14 protein-coding genes are annotated in these 18957 nt (G+C 60.0%); 8 read left to right on the top strand and 6 right to left on the bottom strand.

Annotation, left to right across the window (positions count from 1 at the left end; all coding sequences use genetic code 11):
- Window positions 1–2: 2 nt before the first annotated feature.
- The 4 genes from LBW87_RS13270 to LBW87_RS13285 form a co-directional block, all read right to left on the bottom strand.
- Window positions 3–920, bottom strand: coding sequence for an ABC transporter permease (locus LBW87_RS13270; protein WP_225202267.1), 918 nt, complete (start codon window positions 918–920; stop codon window positions 3–5).
- 50 nt (window positions 921–970) lie between these two features.
- On the bottom strand, window positions 971–1912 hold the full coding sequence (locus LBW87_RS13275) for an ABC transporter permease (protein ID WP_225201969.1): 942 nt from the start codon (window positions 1910–1912) through the stop codon (window positions 971–973).
- 91 nt (window positions 1913–2003) lie between these two features.
- Window positions 2004–3578, bottom strand: coding sequence for an ABC transporter substrate-binding protein (locus tag LBW87_RS13280; RefSeq protein ID WP_225201970.1), 1575 nt, complete (start codon window positions 3576–3578; stop codon window positions 2004–2006).
- Window positions 3579–3781: 203 nt separating this feature from the next.
- Window positions 3782–4969 carry a M20 aminoacylase family protein gene (locus LBW87_RS13285; protein ID WP_225201971.1) on the bottom strand — a complete coding sequence of 396 codons (1188 nt, stop codon included), beginning with the start codon at window positions 4967–4969 and terminating at the stop codon, window positions 3782–3784.
- 116 nt (window positions 4970–5085) lie between these two features.
- Between LBW87_RS13285 and LBW87_RS13290 the strand changes: the two genes are divergently transcribed.
- Window positions 5086–5979, top strand: coding sequence for a LysR family transcriptional regulator (locus tag LBW87_RS13290; RefSeq protein WP_225201972.1), 894 nt, complete (start codon window positions 5086–5088; stop codon window positions 5977–5979).
- 58 nt (window positions 5980–6037) lie between these two features.
- Here the strand turns inward: LBW87_RS13290 and LBW87_RS13295 are convergent, their stop codons facing one another.
- Together LBW87_RS13295 and LBW87_RS13300 are read right to left on the bottom strand one after the other, a co-directional pair.
- On the bottom strand, window positions 6038–7936 hold the full coding sequence (locus tag LBW87_RS13295; protein WP_225201973.1) for an autotransporter domain-containing protein: 1899 nt from the start codon (window positions 7934–7936) through the stop codon (window positions 6038–6040).
- Window positions 7937–8457: 521 nt separating this feature from the next.
- Window positions 8458–10653, bottom strand: coding sequence for a TonB-dependent receptor (locus LBW87_RS13300; protein WP_225201974.1), 2196 nt, complete (start codon window positions 10651–10653; stop codon window positions 8458–8460).
- Window positions 10654–11213: 560 nt separating this feature from the next.
- Between LBW87_RS13300 and LBW87_RS13305 the strand changes: the two genes are divergently transcribed.
- The 7 genes from LBW87_RS13305 to LBW87_RS13335 all read left to right on the top strand — a co-directional run bounded on the left by LBW87_RS13305 (window position 11214) and on the right by LBW87_RS13335 (window position 18886).
- On the top strand, window positions 11214–12104 hold the full coding sequence (locus LBW87_RS13305) for a transporter (RefSeq protein ID WP_225201976.1): 891 nt from the start codon (window positions 11214–11216) through the stop codon (window positions 12102–12104).
- Between the two features lie 275 nt (window positions 12105–12379).
- Complete coding sequence (locus tag LBW87_RS13310; protein ID WP_225201977.1) at window positions 12380–13894, top strand: amidase; 1515 nt, start codon at window positions 12380–12382, stop codon at window positions 13892–13894.
- Between the two features lie 57 nt (window positions 13895–13951).
- Window positions 13952–14551, top strand: a complete 600-nt coding sequence (nthA, locus tag LBW87_RS13315) for a nitrile hydratase subunit alpha (protein ID WP_225201979.1) — start codon at window positions 13952–13954, stop codon at window positions 14549–14551.
- Between the two features lie 46 nt (window positions 14552–14597).
- Complete coding sequence (gene nthB / locus LBW87_RS13320; protein ID WP_225201980.1) at window positions 14598–15296, top strand: nitrile hydratase subunit beta; 699 nt, start codon at window positions 14598–14600, stop codon at window positions 15294–15296.
- Complete coding sequence (locus LBW87_RS13325) at window positions 15293–16534, top strand: GTP-binding protein (protein ID WP_225201981.1); 1242 nt, start codon at window positions 15293–15295, stop codon at window positions 16532–16534. The genes nthB and LBW87_RS13325 overlap by 4 nt, the downstream gene beginning before the upstream one ends.
- A 24-nt stretch (window positions 16535–16558) precedes the next feature.
- Complete coding sequence (locus LBW87_RS13330; RefSeq protein WP_225201983.1) at window positions 16559–17608, top strand: phenylacetaldoxime dehydratase family protein; 1050 nt, start codon at window positions 16559–16561, stop codon at window positions 17606–17608.
- Window positions 17609–17962: 354 nt separating this feature from the next.
- Window positions 17963–18886 (top strand): helix-turn-helix domain-containing protein, encoded by a 924-nt coding sequence (locus LBW87_RS13335; protein WP_225201984.1) that lies wholly within the window; start codon window positions 17963–17965, stop codon window positions 18884–18886.
- Window positions 18887–18957: the final 71 nt, after the last annotated feature.

Consider the following 18957-nt stretch of genomic DNA (forward strand, 5'->3'; position numbering starts at 1 on the left):
GGTCAGCCTCCGCGCTTGTTGAACTTGGGATCCAGCGTGTCACGCAAGCCATCGCCCAGGATATTGACCGCCAGGACCGTGGCCGCCAGGAAGCATCCCGGGAACAGCACGTTGTGCGGATACTCGTTGAACTGCGCCCTGCCCTCGGCCATGATGTTGCCCCAGGTCGCCATGTCCGCCGGCAGGCCTACTCCCAGGAACGACAGGATGGCTTCGACCAGGATGGCCGCCGCGCAGACGTAGGTGCCCTGGATGATGAGCGGAGCGACGGCATTGGGCAGGATATGGCGCCACAGGATCTTCCAGGTCGGCGTATCAAGCGCGATCGCCGCCTCGACATAGGGCTCCTCGCGCACGGCAAGCACCACCGACCTGACCAGCCGCGCCACGCGCGGTATCTCGGGAATCGCGATGGCCATCACCACGATCGGCAAGGTGCCGCCAAACAGCGCAACCAGACTGATGGCGAACAGGATCCCGGGGATCGCCATCACGCCATCCATGATGCGCATCAGGATGCTGTCGATGCGCCTGAAGTAACCGCCCAGCATGCCGATCAGCATGCCCAGCGAAAGCGCCAGGAAAGCCACCGAGATGCCTACCGTCAGCGAGACCCGGGCGCCGTAGGCGGTGCGGCTCCAGATGTCGCGCCCCAGGCTATCGCTGCCCATCAGGAAGAAATGCTGGAAGGTCTCGCCACTGAGACTATTGAATTCGGCCGTCGACAGCGGCAGCAGATTGGCGTTACCCGGATCCAGCGCGAGCGGATCGATGGTGCCCAGCCATGGCGCCAGAACGGCCATGGCAATGAATAACGACAGCACGGCGCCGCCCACTCTTACCGCGCCGTTGTTCAGCACGCGCTGCCACAGCATCGGACGGCTGGAAGCGGTTGAAACTGGCGGCGACGAAGCGGACATAGCGTCTGTGGCCGGGGTGATGGATGACATTGGCTTCATGGCTGGCGGCATCAATAACGAATACGTGGATCGAAGATCAGATAGCTCAGGTCGATCAGCAGGTTCACCCCGATGTAGACGACCGAGAAAAACAGGGTGATGCCCTGGATCAGCGGAAAGTCGCGCGAGAGAACGGCATCGACCGTTAGTTGCCCCAGCCCCGGAATGGCGAACACGCTCTCCGTGACCACCACGCCACCGATCAGCAGGGCGATCCCCAGGCCTATCACGGTCACGATAGGAATGGCGGCATTGGCCAGGCCGTGGCGAATCAACACCCTGATCTCGCTGATGCCCTTGGCACGCGCAGTACGGATGTAATCCTCGGTGAGCGCTTCGGCCACGGCGGCGCGCGTGACACGGGCGATCAATGCGACATAGATAATGGAGATGGCCGTGGCCGGTAACACCAGATGCGCCAACCAGGGAATCAAGCCGTTGGCGATACGGGTATAACCCTGTACCGGCAACCACTGCAGATGTAGCGCGAAGCCCCAGATCAACAGATAGCCGATGACGAAGGACGGGATCGAAAAACCCAGCACGGAGAATCCCATCAGCATCCGGTCCAGCAGTCCGCCATGACGCCACGCGGCCAGTACGCCGAGGGGTATGGCGATGAGACAGGTCACGATCAGGGCGATAACGGTCAGCGACACGGTCGGCTCGACCCGCTGCCAGATCAGTTCGCTGACCTGCTTCTTCATGAAGAAGGATTCACCCAGGTCGCCCCGCAACATGCGTCCCGACCACTGCGCGAACTGCACCGGCAGGCTGGCGTTGAGGCCCAGTTGTTCGCGCACCTGGGCGATATCCTCGGCGGTGCCGCCACTGCCGACGATGGAAGCCGCCGGGTCGCCCGGGGCCAGGCGCAACATGAGAAAGACGATGAAGGCGACCACCACCAATACCGGGATGGTGGCCATCAGCCGGCGCATGACAAAGAAAAGCATCTTGAACTCCCGCTCCAGCGCGTGCAATGCGCGTCAACGATTCATCCCGGCGCAGGCCCCCGTCATCAGGCGGCCTGGCGGGGACCGCGTGTCAGTCCTTCTTCAGGTTCCAGAACACATTGACCGGAGCGCTCACCAATCCACTCACAACGCCCTTGCGATAAGCGGTCAGTGGCTTGTACTCGCCGATGGGACCGACGATGCTGCCCGCAAAGTTCTGTTCCTGGATCTGCTCTGCCAGTTGCTTGCGCTGCCCTTCGTCCATGGTGGCCAGGAACTCACTCTTGAGCTGTTCCAACCGCGCATCGGTCGCCCAGCCGAACCAGCCCTTCTCGCCGCTGCCGGTCAGCGACGCGAAGAACAATGGGTTCATGGTGTCGGCGATACCCCAGGCGGTGATGAAGGCGTTCCACCCGCCCTGCGCCACGGGCGACTTCATCGCGCGACGCGACACCAGGGTCGGCCAGTCCATCGATTGCAGGTCTACCTTGAATCCCGCCTGCTGCAGCAACGCGGCCAGCACCGGCGGATACTTGTTGAGCTGGGCGAAGTCGGTCGGCCACATCAGCACCACCGGCGTGCCGTCGTAGCCGGCTTCCTTCAACAGCTTCCTGGCTTCGGCGAACTGCGACTTGCCGGTGAAGTAGGCGGTCTTGTCCGAGGCGTAGGTGCTGCCACAGGGATAGATCGAGGTACAGGTGTTATATAAATCCTTGTTGACCAGTTGCGCCTTCATCAGGGCTTCCTGGTTGATCGCCATGAACGCTGCCTGGGCAATCTTGGGATTGTTGAACGGCGGTATCAGGTGGTTCAGGTGCAGCGCCACCGAGCCCTTGGGCAACTGGCTTTGCAGGCTAACTTTTGGATTGGCCTTGAGCGCGGCGTATTGCTCGGCCGGCGCCCATTCGATCATGTCGACTTCACCATTGATCAAGGCATTGGTCTGGGTCTGCGCATCCTTGAGGATGACCCACTCCACCCGGTCGACATACACCAGCTTGGCGCCGGCAGTGCCGGACGGCGCTTCGCTGCGCGGCACGTAAGTGCGGTTCTTGAGGTAGACCACCTTCTCGCCCGGACGATATTCATCCTTCTTGAAGACATAGGGACCGGAGCCCGTGGTGTCATCGATCTGCCGATCAGCCGGGGTCTGGGCGACCCGCGCCGGCATGATGAACGGCGGATTGGTCGAGGGCTTGGCCAGCGCTTCGAGCAACATGCCGAATGGCTGGTTGAAACTCATCCGGAAACCGTTAGCGCCGACCGGCTCGAACTTGTCCAGCGCCAGCAGCATCTTCTGGCCCAGGTTATCTCGCTGCGCCCAGCGGCGCACCGAGGCGATCACGTCCTCGGAAGTCACAGGCTTGCCGTCGCTGAAAACCAGGCCGCGGCGCAAGGTGAAGTTCCAGGACTTGCCGTCGGCCGACACCGTGTAGTGATCGATCATCTGCGGCTGTATCTTGCCGTCGGCATCCACGCCAAACAGGGTGTCGTAGATCATGTAGCCGTGATTGCGCGTCACGAAGGCAGTGGTCCAGATCGGATCGAGGATCTTCAGGTCGGCCTGCGGCACGATGCGCAGGGTCTTGCCGGGGTCTTGTGCAAACGAGGCATGGGTGGCGAGCAGCATGGCAGCGGCCAGTGCCATCTTCTTGATCAATGACATCTCATACTCCTGGTGTTGACGAAGGTTGCGCGGTGCCGCGCGACCGGTCGGGAGCGACCGGTCACGGACAGCGCCACGTTGCATGGCATGGATAAAACGATCAAAGCGGAAGGGGCCCCTGCACGTGTACGCTCGTCAGCGCACCGTCTTGCTGCTGGTACTACTCTGGTCTTGTTACCGGGTCTGCTCGTGCCAGCGCCGGTCTAACTGCGCTGCTGCAAGGAACGCCTGGCCAGCGCAGCCAGCAGGGCGCCGCCAATCGGAATGGCGTCGTCGTTGAAGTCGAAATTGGGGTTGTGCAAGCCATGGTCATTCTTGCCCACGGCAGTTCCAAGATGAATATAGGCGCCAGGCTTCTTTTGCAGCATGAACGAAAAGTCCTCCCCGCCCAGGCTGGGCCGAGGGATGGCCACCACGTTCTCAATCCCTAACAGTTCGCGTGCGACCTCATTGGCAAAACGGGCTTGCGGCGATGCATTGATGACCATCGGAAACAGGCGTTCATAAGTCACCTCGGCGCTGGCGCCAAACGTGGCGGCGACGCCTTGCACGATCTCATTGACACGCTTCTCTAACAAGTCCTGCACTTCAGGCTTGAGCGATCGGCAGGTTCCAACCAGTTCCACTTCATCCGGAATCACCGCGAATCCATCCAGGTTACCGCCCTGGATCCCGCACAGGCTGACCACCCCCGACTCCAGTGGGTCTATATTGCGACTAACAATGCTTTGCATGGCCACGATGAGATGACCTGCCACCAGCACCGGGTCAATCGCACGGTGCGGCGCCACCCCGCCATGTCCGCCCACGCCACGAATGCGGATGCGGATGCGGTCGGTTGCCCCCATGGCCGGACCGTCGACAATCGAGACGGTGCCGATAGGCAGGCTGGGCCAGTTGTGCATGGCATAGATCTCGTCGGCGTCAAAGCGCTCGAACAAGCCGTCCTCCACCATTTCGCGGGCGCCGGCATAGCCTTCTTCTCCGGGCTGGAAGATCAGATAGACGGTGCCATCGAAGTCGCGATTGGCCTGCAGATAGCGTGCCGCTGCCAGCAGCATGGTGACGTGACCATCATGGCCGCAGGCGTGCATGCGGCCCGGGGTATTCGACTGGTAGGCCAGACCGGTGCACTCCTGCAGGGGCAAGGCGTCCATGTCGGCCCGCAATCCGACCGATTTGCGGCTCTCGCCCAGCTGCCCCTTGATGATGCCGACCAGGCCGGTTTTACCTATATTGCTGTGGAATGGGATACCCAGGCGTCGCAGTTCATCGGCGATGACCCCGGCCGTGCGATGCTCTTCAAAACCGAGTTCGGGATGCGCGTGCAAACCGTGACGAATCTCTTTCAACTCTTCGATATCTTCAGCTATTGCACTGACAATTGACATCAAGTTCCCCCTTCATGAACTAATCGGCGTGCTCGAATGGATGAACGATCTTAATCATTGACGGGGGTTGGCACAAATACGAGAATATGATCCTTGCCATAACAACTTGATATCCCGTGGAAATCCGCCAACTGAAATATTTCCTGGCAGCCGTGGAGCACGGGTCCATCAGCAAGGCAGCCCGCTCCCTGTATGTGGCGCAGCCGGCACTCACCAAGCAAATCCATAATCTGGAAGAAGAGTTAGGCGTGGTTCTGCTAGAACGACTGCCGCGCGGCATTGCGCTCACGGCGGCAGGGCGGCAATTCTTCCATAGCGCCAGCAAGATCCAGGACGACCTGATCTCGGCCAAGCAGCAAGCGATCCAGGCCAGCACCGGCCAGCTCGGCACACTGACGTTGGGATTGACGGTACTGCATAGCCTGCTGCCAATCATTGCCGAGATCCTGCGTCGCTTTCGGCGCGAGGCGCCCAAGGTATCGGTGACACTTAATCAATTGATCTCGGGGCCGCAAGTCGACCGCATCCGGGCCGGTGAGCTCGATGCCGGTTTTCTGTTTTATCGGCCACTGGATGATCCCACCTTGAGCGGCACCCTGATCTCGACCGAGAAGCTGATGCTGGCGGTGCCGCGCGATTCGCCGTGGGCGCAGAATCCGCCCAGACGCCTGGCGGATCTGAACGGGGTCGACATGATCTGGTTCCCGCGCGGTGCCACGCCCATGTACTACGACCACCTGATGCATCACTTCCACCAGGCGGGTTATACGCCGCACGTTGCCATGGAGGGCAGTGACAACGCGGCCATCCTGACGCTGGTGACGGCCGGCATGGGATGCGCCATCCTGCCGGCGCTGGCGCGATACCACGCCGAGGATAGCGTGGTGTTTCTGCCGCTGGACGACCTGGAACTGGAAATGCCGCTGGAGCTGGTATGGAATACGGCAAATACATCGCCGGTATTGCAACGCTTCGTGGAGATTGCGCGGGCGACTTATCCTTCGCGTTGAGTGCACTGACACTTGAACAGGCCGCCGCCATGTCGCCAGACAAGGCGCCATACCTTTATTAGAATTCCCACCGGTAACTGGCCGAGACCCAGTAGGACGACGCCTCGCCCTGGGTAGTGGCGTTGAGCATCATGCTGGCGATGCCGTCGCCCATCCGCGATTGCGCGCCCAGTCCGAAGCGAAGCCAATCCCGCTTGATATCCTGCCCAGCGAAGTTGAAGCCGTACAGTCCGATCACTTCACCCGATGTGGTGGCGCCGGTCTTCTCGAATCGATGCGCCGCTTCGGTGCGCAACTGCAAGGTGGTCGCCGCCGTCACCGGATAGAGGGCATCGATGCCGATGCGTGCGGTGGTCGAGCGGTCCACGCGGGCACGCCAGTCCACCGGAAAAGCGCCGCCCTGCTCGCGATAGCCGGCGGTACGTGTGCGCAGCCAGGTCAGGCTGGCGTAGGGCGTCAGTCTTGTCTTGCCCAGGCGCGCCAGGTCGACTGCATCCAGTCGCAAGCGCCCGCCGACGGTATTCTGGTCTGGGTTGCCGGAAGCGCCTTGCGGCAGTCCGGCATTGAGATAGACCCGGTCGATATCGGCGCGTCCCTGACCGTAATACCCGCTCAGGGTGAGATAGGACGAGGCCGGCAGGCTCAGGATAACTTCCGGCGCCACATAGGTGCTGCGCGTGCTGGTGCGACCGCCCATTCCGGTGTCGGCCTGGCTATAGCTGCGGCCTGCCGCGAGGTTGAGCTGCCAGTGCCGACTGGGGCGATAACCATAACCGATCTCGGCAATACCCAGTTTGCTGCTGTAGGGCGAATGCGTTTGGCGTCCGGCGTCCCCCGAAACCCAGAAGGTTGCACGCCCGGGCGCCAGCAGCATCGCCATCGGATTACTGTGCAACCCGTTCATGACGGTCTCGGCATCGTTGGCGGCCAGCAGCCCGGAATTACTGACCCTGGCCAGCCCGGCATTGAAGTCCTCGACATCTAACAGGCCAGCGCTGCTGGAGGCGACGCGCGCCAGGTAGACATGCCCATTGGACAGGGTGCCGACGATGACATTGCCCTCGGCGTTGATGGCATTGGCGGTGGTGGTACGCACGTTACCCACAGTCACCCCTTGGGCCGTCAGCCAGTCTTCGATCGACTGCATGCCAGCGGCACTGGTCCAGCGAAAGCCTTGCCCGGTGGCATTGCCGACCGCACGGAAGTTTCCGATCACGACGTCGCCGGTGGCATTGGTCCCGGTGGCGGACGAATATGCACTTCCCGGCGCGCCGATATCCTCCATGCGATTGGATGCGACGCTCCAGCGAAAAGCGTGCGAGCTGGTGCCGCCTGCCAGCGTCGAGTAGCCAACGACGACATCGCCGGCGGCATTGGTCGCCGAGGCAGATGACGAGGTCCCGCCCAGCGAACCGAGATTGTCCATCACGCCCGAGGCGAGCGTCCAGCGAAAGGCGCGGCGCGTCGTGTTATCGCCGAGATAGGCATAGCCGACGACCACATCGCCGGCAGCACTGAGCGCCAGGGCGCTCGATGTCGTTCCACCCAATGTGCCCAGATCGTTCATGACACCGGAGGCTGCAGTCCAGCGGAAGGCGTGCATGCTACCGCCTGCAATCGTGGACGCCCCTGCAACCACGTCGCCAGTTCTGCTCACGCCGGTGGCGGCGCCGTAGGTGCCGCCGAGCGTCCCGATATCCCTCATGAAACCGGTAGCGGCGGTCCAGACAAATGCGTGCGTGGCGGCATCTCCGGCGATGGCGGCCTGCCCGACGATGATGTCCCCCGTAGCATTGATGCCGAAAGCCGACGACGTACTGCCACCCAGCGTTCCCATGTCCACCATCGAATTGGATATCGGCGACCAGCGAAAGGCATGTTCCTGGCCTGGCGCAAAGTCAAACTGACCGGCGAAGATATTACCCGCGGCATTCATTGTCCGGGGAGTAGCGGTCACGCCAGTGTCGGTAATAAGTCCCGGCAACGTCGACTGACCAAAAGCTGGGAGCGCTGTCGCGGCGGCAAGACCCAGGGTGGCTTTCTTCCAGCGTGCAAGCATGACATTCCTCATGACTGGATGGGGCCATCGCAATACTGTTTGGCGCACTGGCCAGCTGTTCACGCCAGAAAATCATGCTGCAACGAAGCGCCGCCCCACACTTAGTTGTTAAGTTTTGTAAGTACGCAGAGCTTAACCGATCATGGCTTTATTTTTACGTCCTTCCCGGACTTTTTAATGGCCAGCGCCCCGGTTTGCGCGCGTTTATTGATTGGCAGACAACGTCATGGCTTCGGGTATCGGGCAGCGATAAACACTGCTTGACCACGGCTCTATCTCAAGGGCGAGATGCCGCTCCCGAAAAAGTTAATGCTGTCAGATGATTCGTTGGATAAAAAAACGCCAACCATTTAGGTTGGCGTTTTTCTCAGGCCAGACATTTTGTATGCAGGCATCGATAGCCCTGCATCCCCGCTCACTCAAAAATCGACCGATACCGAGGTCACGAATGTGCGAGGCGTGTTGAGCACCAGATAACCCGAGTTGGAGGCACCGCCTGCAGACTCCCAATAGCTGCGATTGGCGAGGTTCTCAACCGAACCACGGAAAGTGACCGCATGGTTGGCAATGCGGGTGATATAGCGTGCGCCGAGGTCGTAACGCACCCACGATGGAAGCTCAAGGCGGTTCGCCGCATCCACGTACTGGGTCGAGGTATAGGTCGCACGGCCGTTGATCGCAAGGCCCTGCATACCGGGCACATCCCATTCCGCGCCGACATTGGCTTGCATCTTCGGCACGCCGATGGCGTACTTGCCGTTATTGAGACCGGCCGATGTCTGCTCCTGTTTGGCTTGCAGGAAAGTGACGCCTGCCAGCAAGCGCAGCGACTTCAACGGCGAGCCGAAAGCGTTCAACTCAACACCGCGGTTGCGCTGCAAGCCATTGGTGCTTTCGATGTTGGTGATGGTGTCCTTATAGGACAGCGGACGCGTCGTGGTGAAAAACGCCAGGCCCAGTCCCACCGAACCCGTATCAAACTTCACGCCGATTTCCTTCTGCTTGGACTTGTAGGGTGCCAGGATCTGCCCGAAATTGGCCGCAGCGGTGTCGGTGATCTGCTTGCCCTGCTGAAGCCCTTCGATGTAGTTGGCGTAGACCGACAGATTCTTCAGCGGCTTGACGACCAGGCCGGCCATTGGCGACAAGGCCGATTCCTTATAACGCGCAGTGGATGACTGGTTGATATAGGAATAGCTGTTCGACTTCAATGACTGGTGCCGCGCTCCCAAAGTCAGGGCGATACGCTCGTCGTAGAAGGACATCGTGTCCGACAAGGCGGCACTCCAGAGCTGGGTCTTGGTGGTCGTCTGGGGATTGGCGAGATTGCCACCCGTGGTCGAGGTGATTGCCGGTTGCGTCGTGAAGAATGGATTGTAGATGTTGTCGGCGATGCCGCCCGTCGTGCTGGTGCCAAACGCGTTGCGCGAATCAAGCCAGTAGGTCGATGCGGCCAGATTGACGCTGTGTTTGATGGCGCCGGTATCAAGGCGGGTACGGATACCGATCTCTCCGGTGCGCACGGTGTCTTCACGGGCGTTATCGAAACGTCGGCCGGTCGCGGCGCCGTTCAGCGAATTCACGGTTGGGCTGAACAAGGAGTTGTTTTCGGTGCTCATGCGGGTGCCGGCTGCGGCCCATGCAGTGGTATTGGCCGACAGATCCCATTCGCCACGCAGGGTGCCGAACAGATCGCGTGCATTCGAGTAACCCCAGCGCTGGTTGTAGTTAGTCGATGCATCTGGCGCTGCCGGCAAGGCAGTCAGCGTGGTGCCAACGGTCAGGTTGGGACGAGCGCTGGTCAGGTTGTTCTCTTGCAGGCCGATGTCACCGGAGAGACGGAAGTCATTGCCACGGTAGTCCGCGCCCAGGGTAAGCAGGTTGGTTTCGCGGTTTTCGTTATTGACCGCAGTGCCACCGGCACGGCGTACCGCATTCAAGCGCAGCCCGACGCGATCATCGGGACCAAAGCGGCGGCCGATATCGACTGCGCCGTATTTCTGATTGCCCGTTTCATAACCGGCCGTGAATTGCGTCACAGGATCTGCACTCGCCCGCTTGGGGACGATGTTGATCGTTCCGCCCAGGCCGCCGTCACCCGGTGCGGCGCCGTTGAGGAAGGCGCTGGCGCCCAGCATCACTTCGACCCGCTCCATCATCTCGGCAGCCACGTATTGACGTGGCAAGACGCCGTAGAGGCCGTTGTACATCAAGTCATCGGAAGTGGCGATGAAGCCGCGAATCATGTACGACTCCTGGAAGTTACCGAAGCCGCGCGTGGTGCGTACCGCCGGATCGTTCTTGAGAACGTCACCGACGCCGCGTGCCTGCTGGTCCTTGATCAACTCCTGGGTATAGCTGGTGACCTTGATCGGACTATCCAGGAAGTCGATGTTACCCAGCATGCCGACGCGGCCGCCACGCGCTACCTGCCCGCCCGCATAGGCCTCCGGCAATCCTCCCGCAGAGGCGTCGGCAGACGCATTGACGGTCACGGTCGGCAGGGCTTGTTCATCTGCTGTTGTGGTGCTGGTGGTGGTTTGAGCCAGGCTGGAGGTCGGCGCCAGGAAGGCCAGTGCCAGGGCGGTAGCAAGAGGGGTGAGGCGGAGGATCATGAGTGCTTTCAAGAGAAACATAAAAACGGAACCCAAGCATGATAATAAATATGCGAATGGTTATGGTTCTTATTTACTAAATTATTTAGACAACTGTTGGTATTTTGTAGCCCTCTCCTTTTACATTCACCCAAAGGAAGGCAACTGGCGGCTGAAACCTCATGACGCGAGAATTAATTATGAGATTTAGCGAGGAATATCCCGCACCGTTTCCGTTGTCGTTATTTTCTCTTCGCGCGCAAATAGCCGCCGTCGGCGGTGCATCTAGTTTGATATCGATTGGAGTCGCCGAAGGCCATTACTTCCGACAGGAAGAAAACATCAACGTCAAGAAGATGTCTCGTTAAGCCAAGCATATTGGCTCGATTGGACGAGTCAAACATCCCCACCGTCTCTATCTTTTCGTAACTGTCCGATGCCCTGGAAAACAGCACGACAACCGGAATGAACGTCCCCGGCCGTGCTCGATTTTCGATGGACGTGTTCGTCTATCGCGCCCGGAAAGCTACGTTTTTTTATCAACACGAAAAGAGGATGAGATGACATTGCGAAACAATATATTGGGTTACGCCGCCTCGCTGCGGGCGATTCTTTTTACCGTTGCCGTCGTATTGGCGATGGGCGTCATGGCCGATGCCTGCGCGGTGGATGTCGACCCGGGAGATTACGTGCCGGCGCCGGCAGGAACCACCGCTGCGCTGTTATACCTGCAGCATGCCGAACGTGATGCCAGCTATACGGGCGGGACCCGCAATGCAGGCAATCCCTTGCTGACCTCGGACGTGGCCATCATCCGACTGGTCCATTACATGACCATCGGCGGCTACACGGTCAGCCCGCAAATACTGTTGCCCTTTGCCAGCCTGCGTGGCGGTCGTGACATCAAGGCGCTGGGTAACGAGAATGCCATGGGCGACATCATCCTCGCCGCGCCGGTCTGGCTGATCAACGATACGGTGAAATCCACCTTCCTGGCGCTAACGCCGTACGTCTACCTTCCCACCGGAGCCTATTCGGATCGGCGCGCATTGAATGTCGGCGAGAACCGCTGGAAGTTCGACTTGCAGGCGGGGCTGGCGCAGCAGATCTCCGGCCCTTGGTATCTTGACCTGACCGGCGACGTCATGGTGTTCGGCGAGAACACGGACTATGGAAGCAACCGCGCAAGCCTGCGCCAGAAACCCCTCTGGCAGCTGCAATCCTATCTGCGCTATCAGTTCAGCCCCACCAGCAATGCTTACACCGGTCTGTCTCGCACCTGGGGAGGCGAGTCCCGCTTGAATGGCGTGCCTAACAACGACCAGACCAATCAGTCAAAGATATCGCTGGGAGCGAGCACCTTCATCGGCGCCAAAACGCAGGTCATGGTCAGCATTGGCCGTGACCTCTCCGTCGATAACGGGTTCAAGGAGAACTTCCGTTTCAACCTGAGGCTGCTGCAAATCTTTTAGAGACCTTTGCACGAGCAGGCTTTTCGATGCGGGTCTTCCCCTTGCGCCGACAGGATTTCCTGTCGGTATTTTTCCGGGAATCTGACCTGGAAAAGACTTGCGATTGTCCCCAAAAAACAAGCGAATGACCTGCACAGGCAAGCATGTGTCGTTGCGATCGCCAATGATGGCGGTACGCGTTGGCGCTTCCGGGCAAGCGCCGGAGCCGATGCTGATTTCCCATTGATGAACAAATGCACGTACCTGGTGCGTGTGAATATTGGAGTTCGACCTTTATGTCTATCGCCCGCCCCACTTCAGAACAACTCCGGGAGCTCGCCAATTCCCTGCATATGCAGCTTACCGAGCAACAAGCCAACGACTACCTGGCCCTGATGCAACCCAGTTTCGATGCATACGATCTGATTGACGGCCTGCCGGATGAAATACCTGCCGTTCAGTACCCCCGCACCAATGGATCGCGCCCATCGGGCGAGGCCAATCCACACAATGCCTGGGCGTGCAAAAGCACGGTCCACGGCGCCAAAGCGGGCAAGCTTGCTGGCCGTACCGTGGCACTGAAGGACAACGTTGCGCTTGCAGGCGTATCCATGGCGAACGGGGCGTCGACGCTGGAAGGCTTTGTGCCCAGCTACGATGCGACCGTCGTGACACGCCTGCTCGACGCTGGCGCCAGCATTCTCGGCAAGGCGACCTGTGAACATTTCTGCCTGTCCGGGGGCAGCCATACCTCCGACCCGGCCCCCGTGCATAACCCCCGCCGCCATGGCTACTCGGCAGGCGGCTCATCTTCGGGTAGCGCCGCACTCGTAGCCGCTGGAGAAGTCGACATGGCCATCGGCGGCGACCAGGGTGGTTCGATTCGCATCCCCTCGGCCTTCTGCGGCACGTATGGCATGAAACCGACCCATGGACTCGTGCCTTACACGGGGATCATGCCGATCGAAGCAACGATCGACCATACCGGCCCCATCACGGCCAATGTACGCGACAACGCATTGATGCTGGAAGTCATCGCAGGAGCCGACGGACTCGATCCGCGCCAGTACGCACCCCAGGTGCAGCCCTATACCGGCGCGCTCGAGCGCGGTGTGCGCGCACTGAAGATAGGCGTGCTCACCGAGGGCTTCGCCCTGGCCAATCAAGACCGGCGCGTCGCAGACAAGGTGCAGGAAGCCATCGCCCAGCTGGAGAAATTGGGGGCCTCGGTCGCTACGGTGTCGGTCCCGGAACATACCCTTGCCGGCGCCCTGTGGACGCCTATCGGCTGCGAAGGCCTGACGATGCAAATGATGCATGGCAATGGCATGGGCTTCAATTGGAAAGGGCAGTACGACGTCGCCCTGCTCGAGCATCATGCAGCATGGCGCAATCGCGCCGACGAGCTCTCGGCCACACTCAAGGTTTGCATGTTCGTGGGGCAATACGGTCTCACGCGCTATGACGGACGCTATTACGCCAAGGCGCAAAACATTGCGCGTCGCGCCCGCGCCGGCTACGACAAGGCGCTGGCCGACTTCGACCTGCTGGTCATGCCCACCGTACCCATCGTCGCCCAGGCATTGCCTGCAGCGGATTGTTCACTGGCCGATTACGTCACGCGTGCCTTCGAGATGATTGGCAACACCGCGCCGCTGGACATCACCGGCCATCCTGCAATGTCCATTCCCTGTGGGACGGTCGACGGCTTGCCTGTGGGCTTGATGCTGGTCGGACGCCATTACGCGGAAGCCACTATCTACCAGGCAGCAGCGGCATTCGAGGCCGCTGTCGATTGGCAGAAAAACTGATGTTCGTTGCGTTGGCAAGCCACTTCCCCCCGCCTTTTTTTAGCTAGGAGTTGCATCATGAGCACCCAGTCTTCTTCCGTACAAACCTCCACGCCCGGTGACCGGGCATGGGCCCTCTTCAAAGTCCTCAACGATAAAAAGCTGATTCCGGACGGCTACATCGAGGGCCTGACCGACCTGCTGGCCAACAAATTCGACCCGTCCAATGGCGCGCGCATCATCGCCAAGGCCTGGACCGATCCGCAATACCGGGCGCTGCTGCTGCGCGACGGTACCGCCGCTTGCCATCAGTTTGGCTATACCGGCCCACAGGGCGAATACATCGTGGCGCTGGAAGATACGCCCACGTTGAAAAACGTCATCGTCTGCAGCCTGTGCTCCTGCACCAACTGGCCGGTCCTCGGGCTTCCCCCCGAGTGGTACAAGGGTTTCGAATTCCGCGCCCGACTGGTACGCGAGGGCCGCACCGTGCTCAGCGAAGTCGGAACCGAGCTGCCCGCGGACGTGGCCGTGAAGGTATGGGACACGTCGGCCGAGACACGCTACCTGGTGTTGCCGATGCGCCCCGCCGGCACCGAAGGCTGGAGCGAAGAAGCCCTGAGCAAGCTGGTGACCAAGGATGTGCTCATCGGCGTCGCGCTGCCCAGGGTCGGCTGAGTCCGACGCTGCTTCCTTTTATTCATTTACTTCTGGAGATTCAATCATGGATGGCTTTCACGACCTGGGTGGCGTTCAAGGATTTGGCGCGATTCCTCACACCATCAACAGCCTCGATTACAAGAAGGTCTTCAAGCAGGACTGGGAACATCTGGCCTACACCCTGATGTTCCTGGGCGCCGACCACATGAAGCTGTTCAGCGTGGATGAAGTACGCCACGCCGTCGAACGTATCGAGTTCCGCCAGCACGCCAACACGCAATACTACGAGCGCTATGTAATCGCCACGGCGTCGTTGATGGTCGAGCAAGGCGTCATCACCCAGCAAGAGCTTGATGACGCCCTGGGATCTCACTTCAAGCTTGCCAGCCCCGCCCGCTCCAACGGCCGCGCGGCCCTCTCCGGACGTGCGCCATTCGAAGTCGGCGACCGTGTTGTGGTGCGTAACGAACGTGTCACCGGCCATATTCGTGCGCCCGGCTACGTCCGTGGCAAGGAAGGTATCGTAGTCCATCGCACGACCGAAAAATGGCCCTTCCCGGACACCATCGGCCATGGCGACAAAAGCGCCATCTTCCAGCCGACCTACCATGTCGAGTTCAAGACCAGCGACGTCTGGGGCGGTGCCTGTGACGACGGTTTCGTGGTTGTCGATCTGTTCGAAGGCTACCTGGACAAAGCGCCTCAGCAAGGTGCGGCATCGATGGTAAAGACTAACGCCGCAGGGCATGGCGTGCCGGCATGAAAGATCCGGCGCCTGGCGAGTTGGTCGAAGGCCGGGCGCCGAGAATCCCGGTGACGGTTCTCTCGGGGTTTCTTGGCGCCGGCAAGACCACTCTGCTCAACCATATCTTGCGCAATCGCGCCGGCATGAAGGTGGCCGTCATCGTCAATGACATGAGCGAGGTCAACATGGACGGCGACGATATCCGACGCAATGTGCAACTCAATCGCGGTAGCGATGAACTTGTCGAGATGAGCAACGGCTGCATCTGTTGCACGCTAAGAGCCGACCTGCTGGAGCAGGTCAGCAACCTGGCTCGCGCAGGAAAGTTCGACTACATCCTGATCGAGTCGACCGGCATTTCCGAGCCCATTCCAGTGGCGGAAACCTTCGCTTTTCTAAATAGCGAAGGTTTCAGTCTCAGCGAGCTGGCAAGGCTTGACACCTTGGTCACCGTGGTCAACGGCGCGACATTCGCGCAGCAGTTGTCCGAGCATGTCACAACGGGATCAACCGATGGCAAATCCGTTCGAACACTCTCGGATCTGCTCATTGAGCAAGTCGAGTACGCCAATGTCATTCTGGTCAGCCGCGTCGATTTGATCGGGGTGAGCGGTTTCGACGAACTCAGGTCATTGCTGCATGGCCTCAATCCCACCGCCGACATTGTGCCGATGGAAAACGGCAGGATCGACCTGCACAAGGTACTCGACACGCATCTCTTTGATCTGCCCAGCCTCGCCAGGATGCCAGGGTGGATGCAAACGATGGATATCGACGCCCACCGGTCTGAGGCGGATACCTACGGCATTTCGTCCCGCGTGTACCGTGCCCGCATCCCATTCCATCCGGGCCGTCTGCTGCAATGGCTCGGTCGCCCCTGGAAAAATGGTCGTCTGCTGAGATGTAAAGGCTACATCTGGACTTCCTGCCGATTTCCGGACATCGGCATGCTGGTCCAGACAGGCGGTCAGTTCCAGTGGGGCTTCGTTGGGCGCTGGTGGCGCTTCATCGATCAGGTTGATTGGCCGCAAGACCAATACCGCCGGCTCGCCATCCAGGAGAAATGGGACCCGCTGGCGGGCGACTGTCGCCAGGAGATCGTATTCATCGGTCAAGACATTGACTGGGATGCCCTGGTCCAGGAACTGGACGCCTGCCTGCTGAGCACGGCTGAAATCGAAGCCGGCCCCCAATCATGGGCTGACAGCCCCGGCACGCATGCCTTCGAGGCGGGCGCCACCACCACATTGCACTGAAATTCTCCTACAGGGATACGTATTATGGAATCCGCAATTGATCGACACCTGAAATGTCCACGCACATTGTCGCGCCGGGTCGACGACGACTATCAGCCGCCGTTCCCGATGTGGGTCGGTCGCGCCGACGACAGCCTGACGCAAGTCACGATGGCATATATGGGCATCCAGTTCAAAGAGGAAAACCGGGCAGGCGCACTGGCGGCCATGCGCCATATCGTCGCCAGCCTCGGTGGCGCCAATGGCCCGGGAAACCACGATATGACTTTTCACCTCGACAATCAGGGCTACGGTAATTTCATCGTCGTCGGCTACTGGCGTGACACCGCGACCTATTGTCGATGGATGCGCTCACCGGAAATAACAAATTGGTGGGACAGTTCCAGCCGGCTGTCCGATGGACTGGGCTACTTCCGCGAGGTTTTCGCTCCGCGCGCAGACCAGTTCGAGACGCTGTATGCGTTCCGGGAAAAGCTGCCGGGCGTGGGTGCCGTCATGGATGGCATTAGCGGAGACATCGAAGAACACGGCTATTGGGGATCGATGCGCGACCGTTTCCCCGCATCGCAAGTCGACCGCATGCGTCCCGGCGGTCAACTGCAAGTGATTTCCGGCGAGCCCTCGAAAGGTGGCCGGGTCGTCGTCCAGGGACATGACAATATTGCGCTCATCCGCTCGGGACAGGACTGGGCTGACGCCGGCGACGAAGAGCGCGCACTCTACTTCGATCAACTCTTGCCGCCGCTGCAGGATGGAATGAACTTCCTGCGCGACCAGGGCCAGGACATAGGATGCTATAGCAATCGCTTCGTGCGCAACGTCGACCTGGAGGGCAACCTGCTCGATATCGCCTACGATATCGGCCACTGGCGATCCCTGGCCCTGCTGGAGCGCTGGGCCGAGTCTCACCCTACCCACTTGCGCATCTTCACCACCTTCTTCAAGGTCGCTACCGGCTTGCAGAAGCTGCGGCTTTATCATGAGGTTTCGGTGTCTGACGCCGCCAGCCAATGGTTCGAATACATCAACTGCCATCCTCAGACGGGAATGTTGCGCGACGCCCGGACAAACTGAGTACCTTCCAAGATTCGATTAGTCGCAGAGAAGTCGTTGACGCCACTGGGGAACATGCCTCAGTGGCGTTTCTTTTTGCCGACGCAGAACACGAGTCGTTTAATTTTTAAGGCATCAGTTGACGCTACGCAACAGCATGCGCAATGGCATGGATTTTGCAGATCCTGATGGCAGAAATGGGTGCATCGCAAGAACTCCGGTTACCTTTGAAGCCTTTCCTGTCGGGTGCTTTACTGAAAATAGCCGGCCCATGATGGCCACCAGATTCTGCCCAGGCCAGCCGGCCGAAGTTCGCTGCCGACTCACGAATCATTGGTCACGTCGCATCATCTCGCAATACGAGGAGGTCTCCTTATGAAAGCGCAATACAGCACTAACGTCGTTGAAGCACCACGGCGCTTTGAGTATTGGAATGACGTTGTCTGCCGCCACTGCCTCCTGGCGGACAGCAACACGCTCGGGGAGCGTCCTTTCGATGGTGAAATGAGGGTCAACTCGATCGGGATGATCGACATGACCATTATGGAATCTGCGATGCACCATTGGCGACGTGACGCGCACCACATTCGAACAGGCCCGGACGACGATCTCTGGCTGGCCTTCATGGTCAGCGGCGAAGGATACCTGGCACAGGAAGGCCGGCACACGCGACTTCAATCCGGCGACATGGTCTTGTACGATGGGGTTCGCCCTTTTGAATTCGCGCTGGGCCCGGAACAGATCTATCTGGCACGCCTGCCACGCAAATCATTGCTAAGCCGGTGTCCCGAAGCAGAACACATGACGGCGCAATTGATAGATCGTCACCGTCCCGGCGTCATGGCCCTGCGTTCAATGCTGGAAGAATCTGCCAATACGGAATTCTCCGATGCCGATGCCGCGATCCGCTATAGCGGCGCCGTACTGGACGTGCTGGCATTGAGCCTGGCGCCGCCGGCCGCCCGGGCATCGGCTGTGGAAAAGAATGATCTTTACAGAAAGGTTCTTGCCTATCTGCAAAAGAACTACACCGATCCCCTGCTCAATCTGCATGTGCTGGCGATGGCGCACCACGTCTCGGAGCGCACGCTGACACGTGCATTTGCGCAGCACAATCAAACCCCGATGGACGTTCTGCGCCGTGTGCGACTTCAGGCCAGCCATCGCGCGTTGACGGAAGGTCGCGCTGGCAATGTCACTTCGGCGGCACTGGATGCCGGGTTCTCGGACCTCTCCCACTTCAGCCGGGTATTCCGTGCGGCCTATGGATGCACGCCTCAGAGTCTGCTGTCGCATTAGGACAGGGGCGGGCATCCAGGTTGCCCAACGGGTGTCATGCCCCTAACGCTCTGAATACCTGCCGAGCGATT

This window comes from Herbaspirillum sp. alder98, assembly GCF_020179755.1.
In the GTDB taxonomy this organism is placed as follows: domain Bacteria; phylum Pseudomonadota; class Gammaproteobacteria; order Burkholderiales; family Burkholderiaceae_D; genus Herbaspirillum.

What these genes read in the sequence shown, in the direction of transcription:
- LBW87_RS13270 (WP_225202267.1), bottom strand. Translation starts at nt 920, where the DNA reads ATGTCCGCTTCGTCGCCGCCAGTTTCAACCGCTTCCAGCCGTCCGATG.
- LBW87_RS13275 (WP_225201969.1), bottom strand. Translation starts at nt 1,912, where the DNA reads ATGCTTTTCTTTGTCATGCGCCGGCTGATGGCCACCATCCCGGTATTG.
- LBW87_RS13280 (WP_225201970.1), bottom strand. Translation starts at nt 3,578, where the DNA reads ATGTCATTGATCAAGAAGATGGCACTGGCCGCTGCCATGCTGCTCGCC.
- LBW87_RS13285 (WP_225201971.1), bottom strand. Translation starts at nt 4,969, where the DNA reads ATGTCAATTGTCAGTGCAATAGCTGAAGATATCGAAGAGTTGAAAGAG.
- LBW87_RS13300 (WP_225201974.1), bottom strand. Translation starts at nt 10,653, where the DNA reads ATGATCCTCCGCCTCACCCCTCTTGCTACCGCCCTGGCACTGGCCTTC.
- LBW87_RS13310 (WP_225201977.1), top strand. Translation starts at nt 12,380, where the DNA reads ATGTCTATCGCCCGCCCCACTTCAGAACAACTCCGGGAGCTCGCCAAT.
- nthA (WP_225201979.1), top strand. Translation starts at nt 13,952, where the DNA reads ATGAGCACCCAGTCTTCTTCCGTACAAACCTCCACGCCCGGTGACCGG.
- nthB (WP_225201980.1), top strand. Translation starts at nt 14,598, where the DNA reads ATGGATGGCTTTCACGACCTGGGTGGCGTTCAAGGATTTGGCGCGATT.
- LBW87_RS13325 (WP_225201981.1), top strand. Translation starts at nt 15,293, where the DNA reads ATGAAAGATCCGGCGCCTGGCGAGTTGGTCGAAGGCCGGGCGCCGAGA.
- LBW87_RS13330 (WP_225201983.1), top strand. Translation starts at nt 16,559, where the DNA reads ATGGAATCCGCAATTGATCGACACCTGAAATGTCCACGCACATTGTCG.
- LBW87_RS13335 (WP_225201984.1), top strand. Translation starts at nt 17,963, where the DNA reads ATGAAAGCGCAATACAGCACTAACGTCGTTGAAGCACCACGGCGCTTT.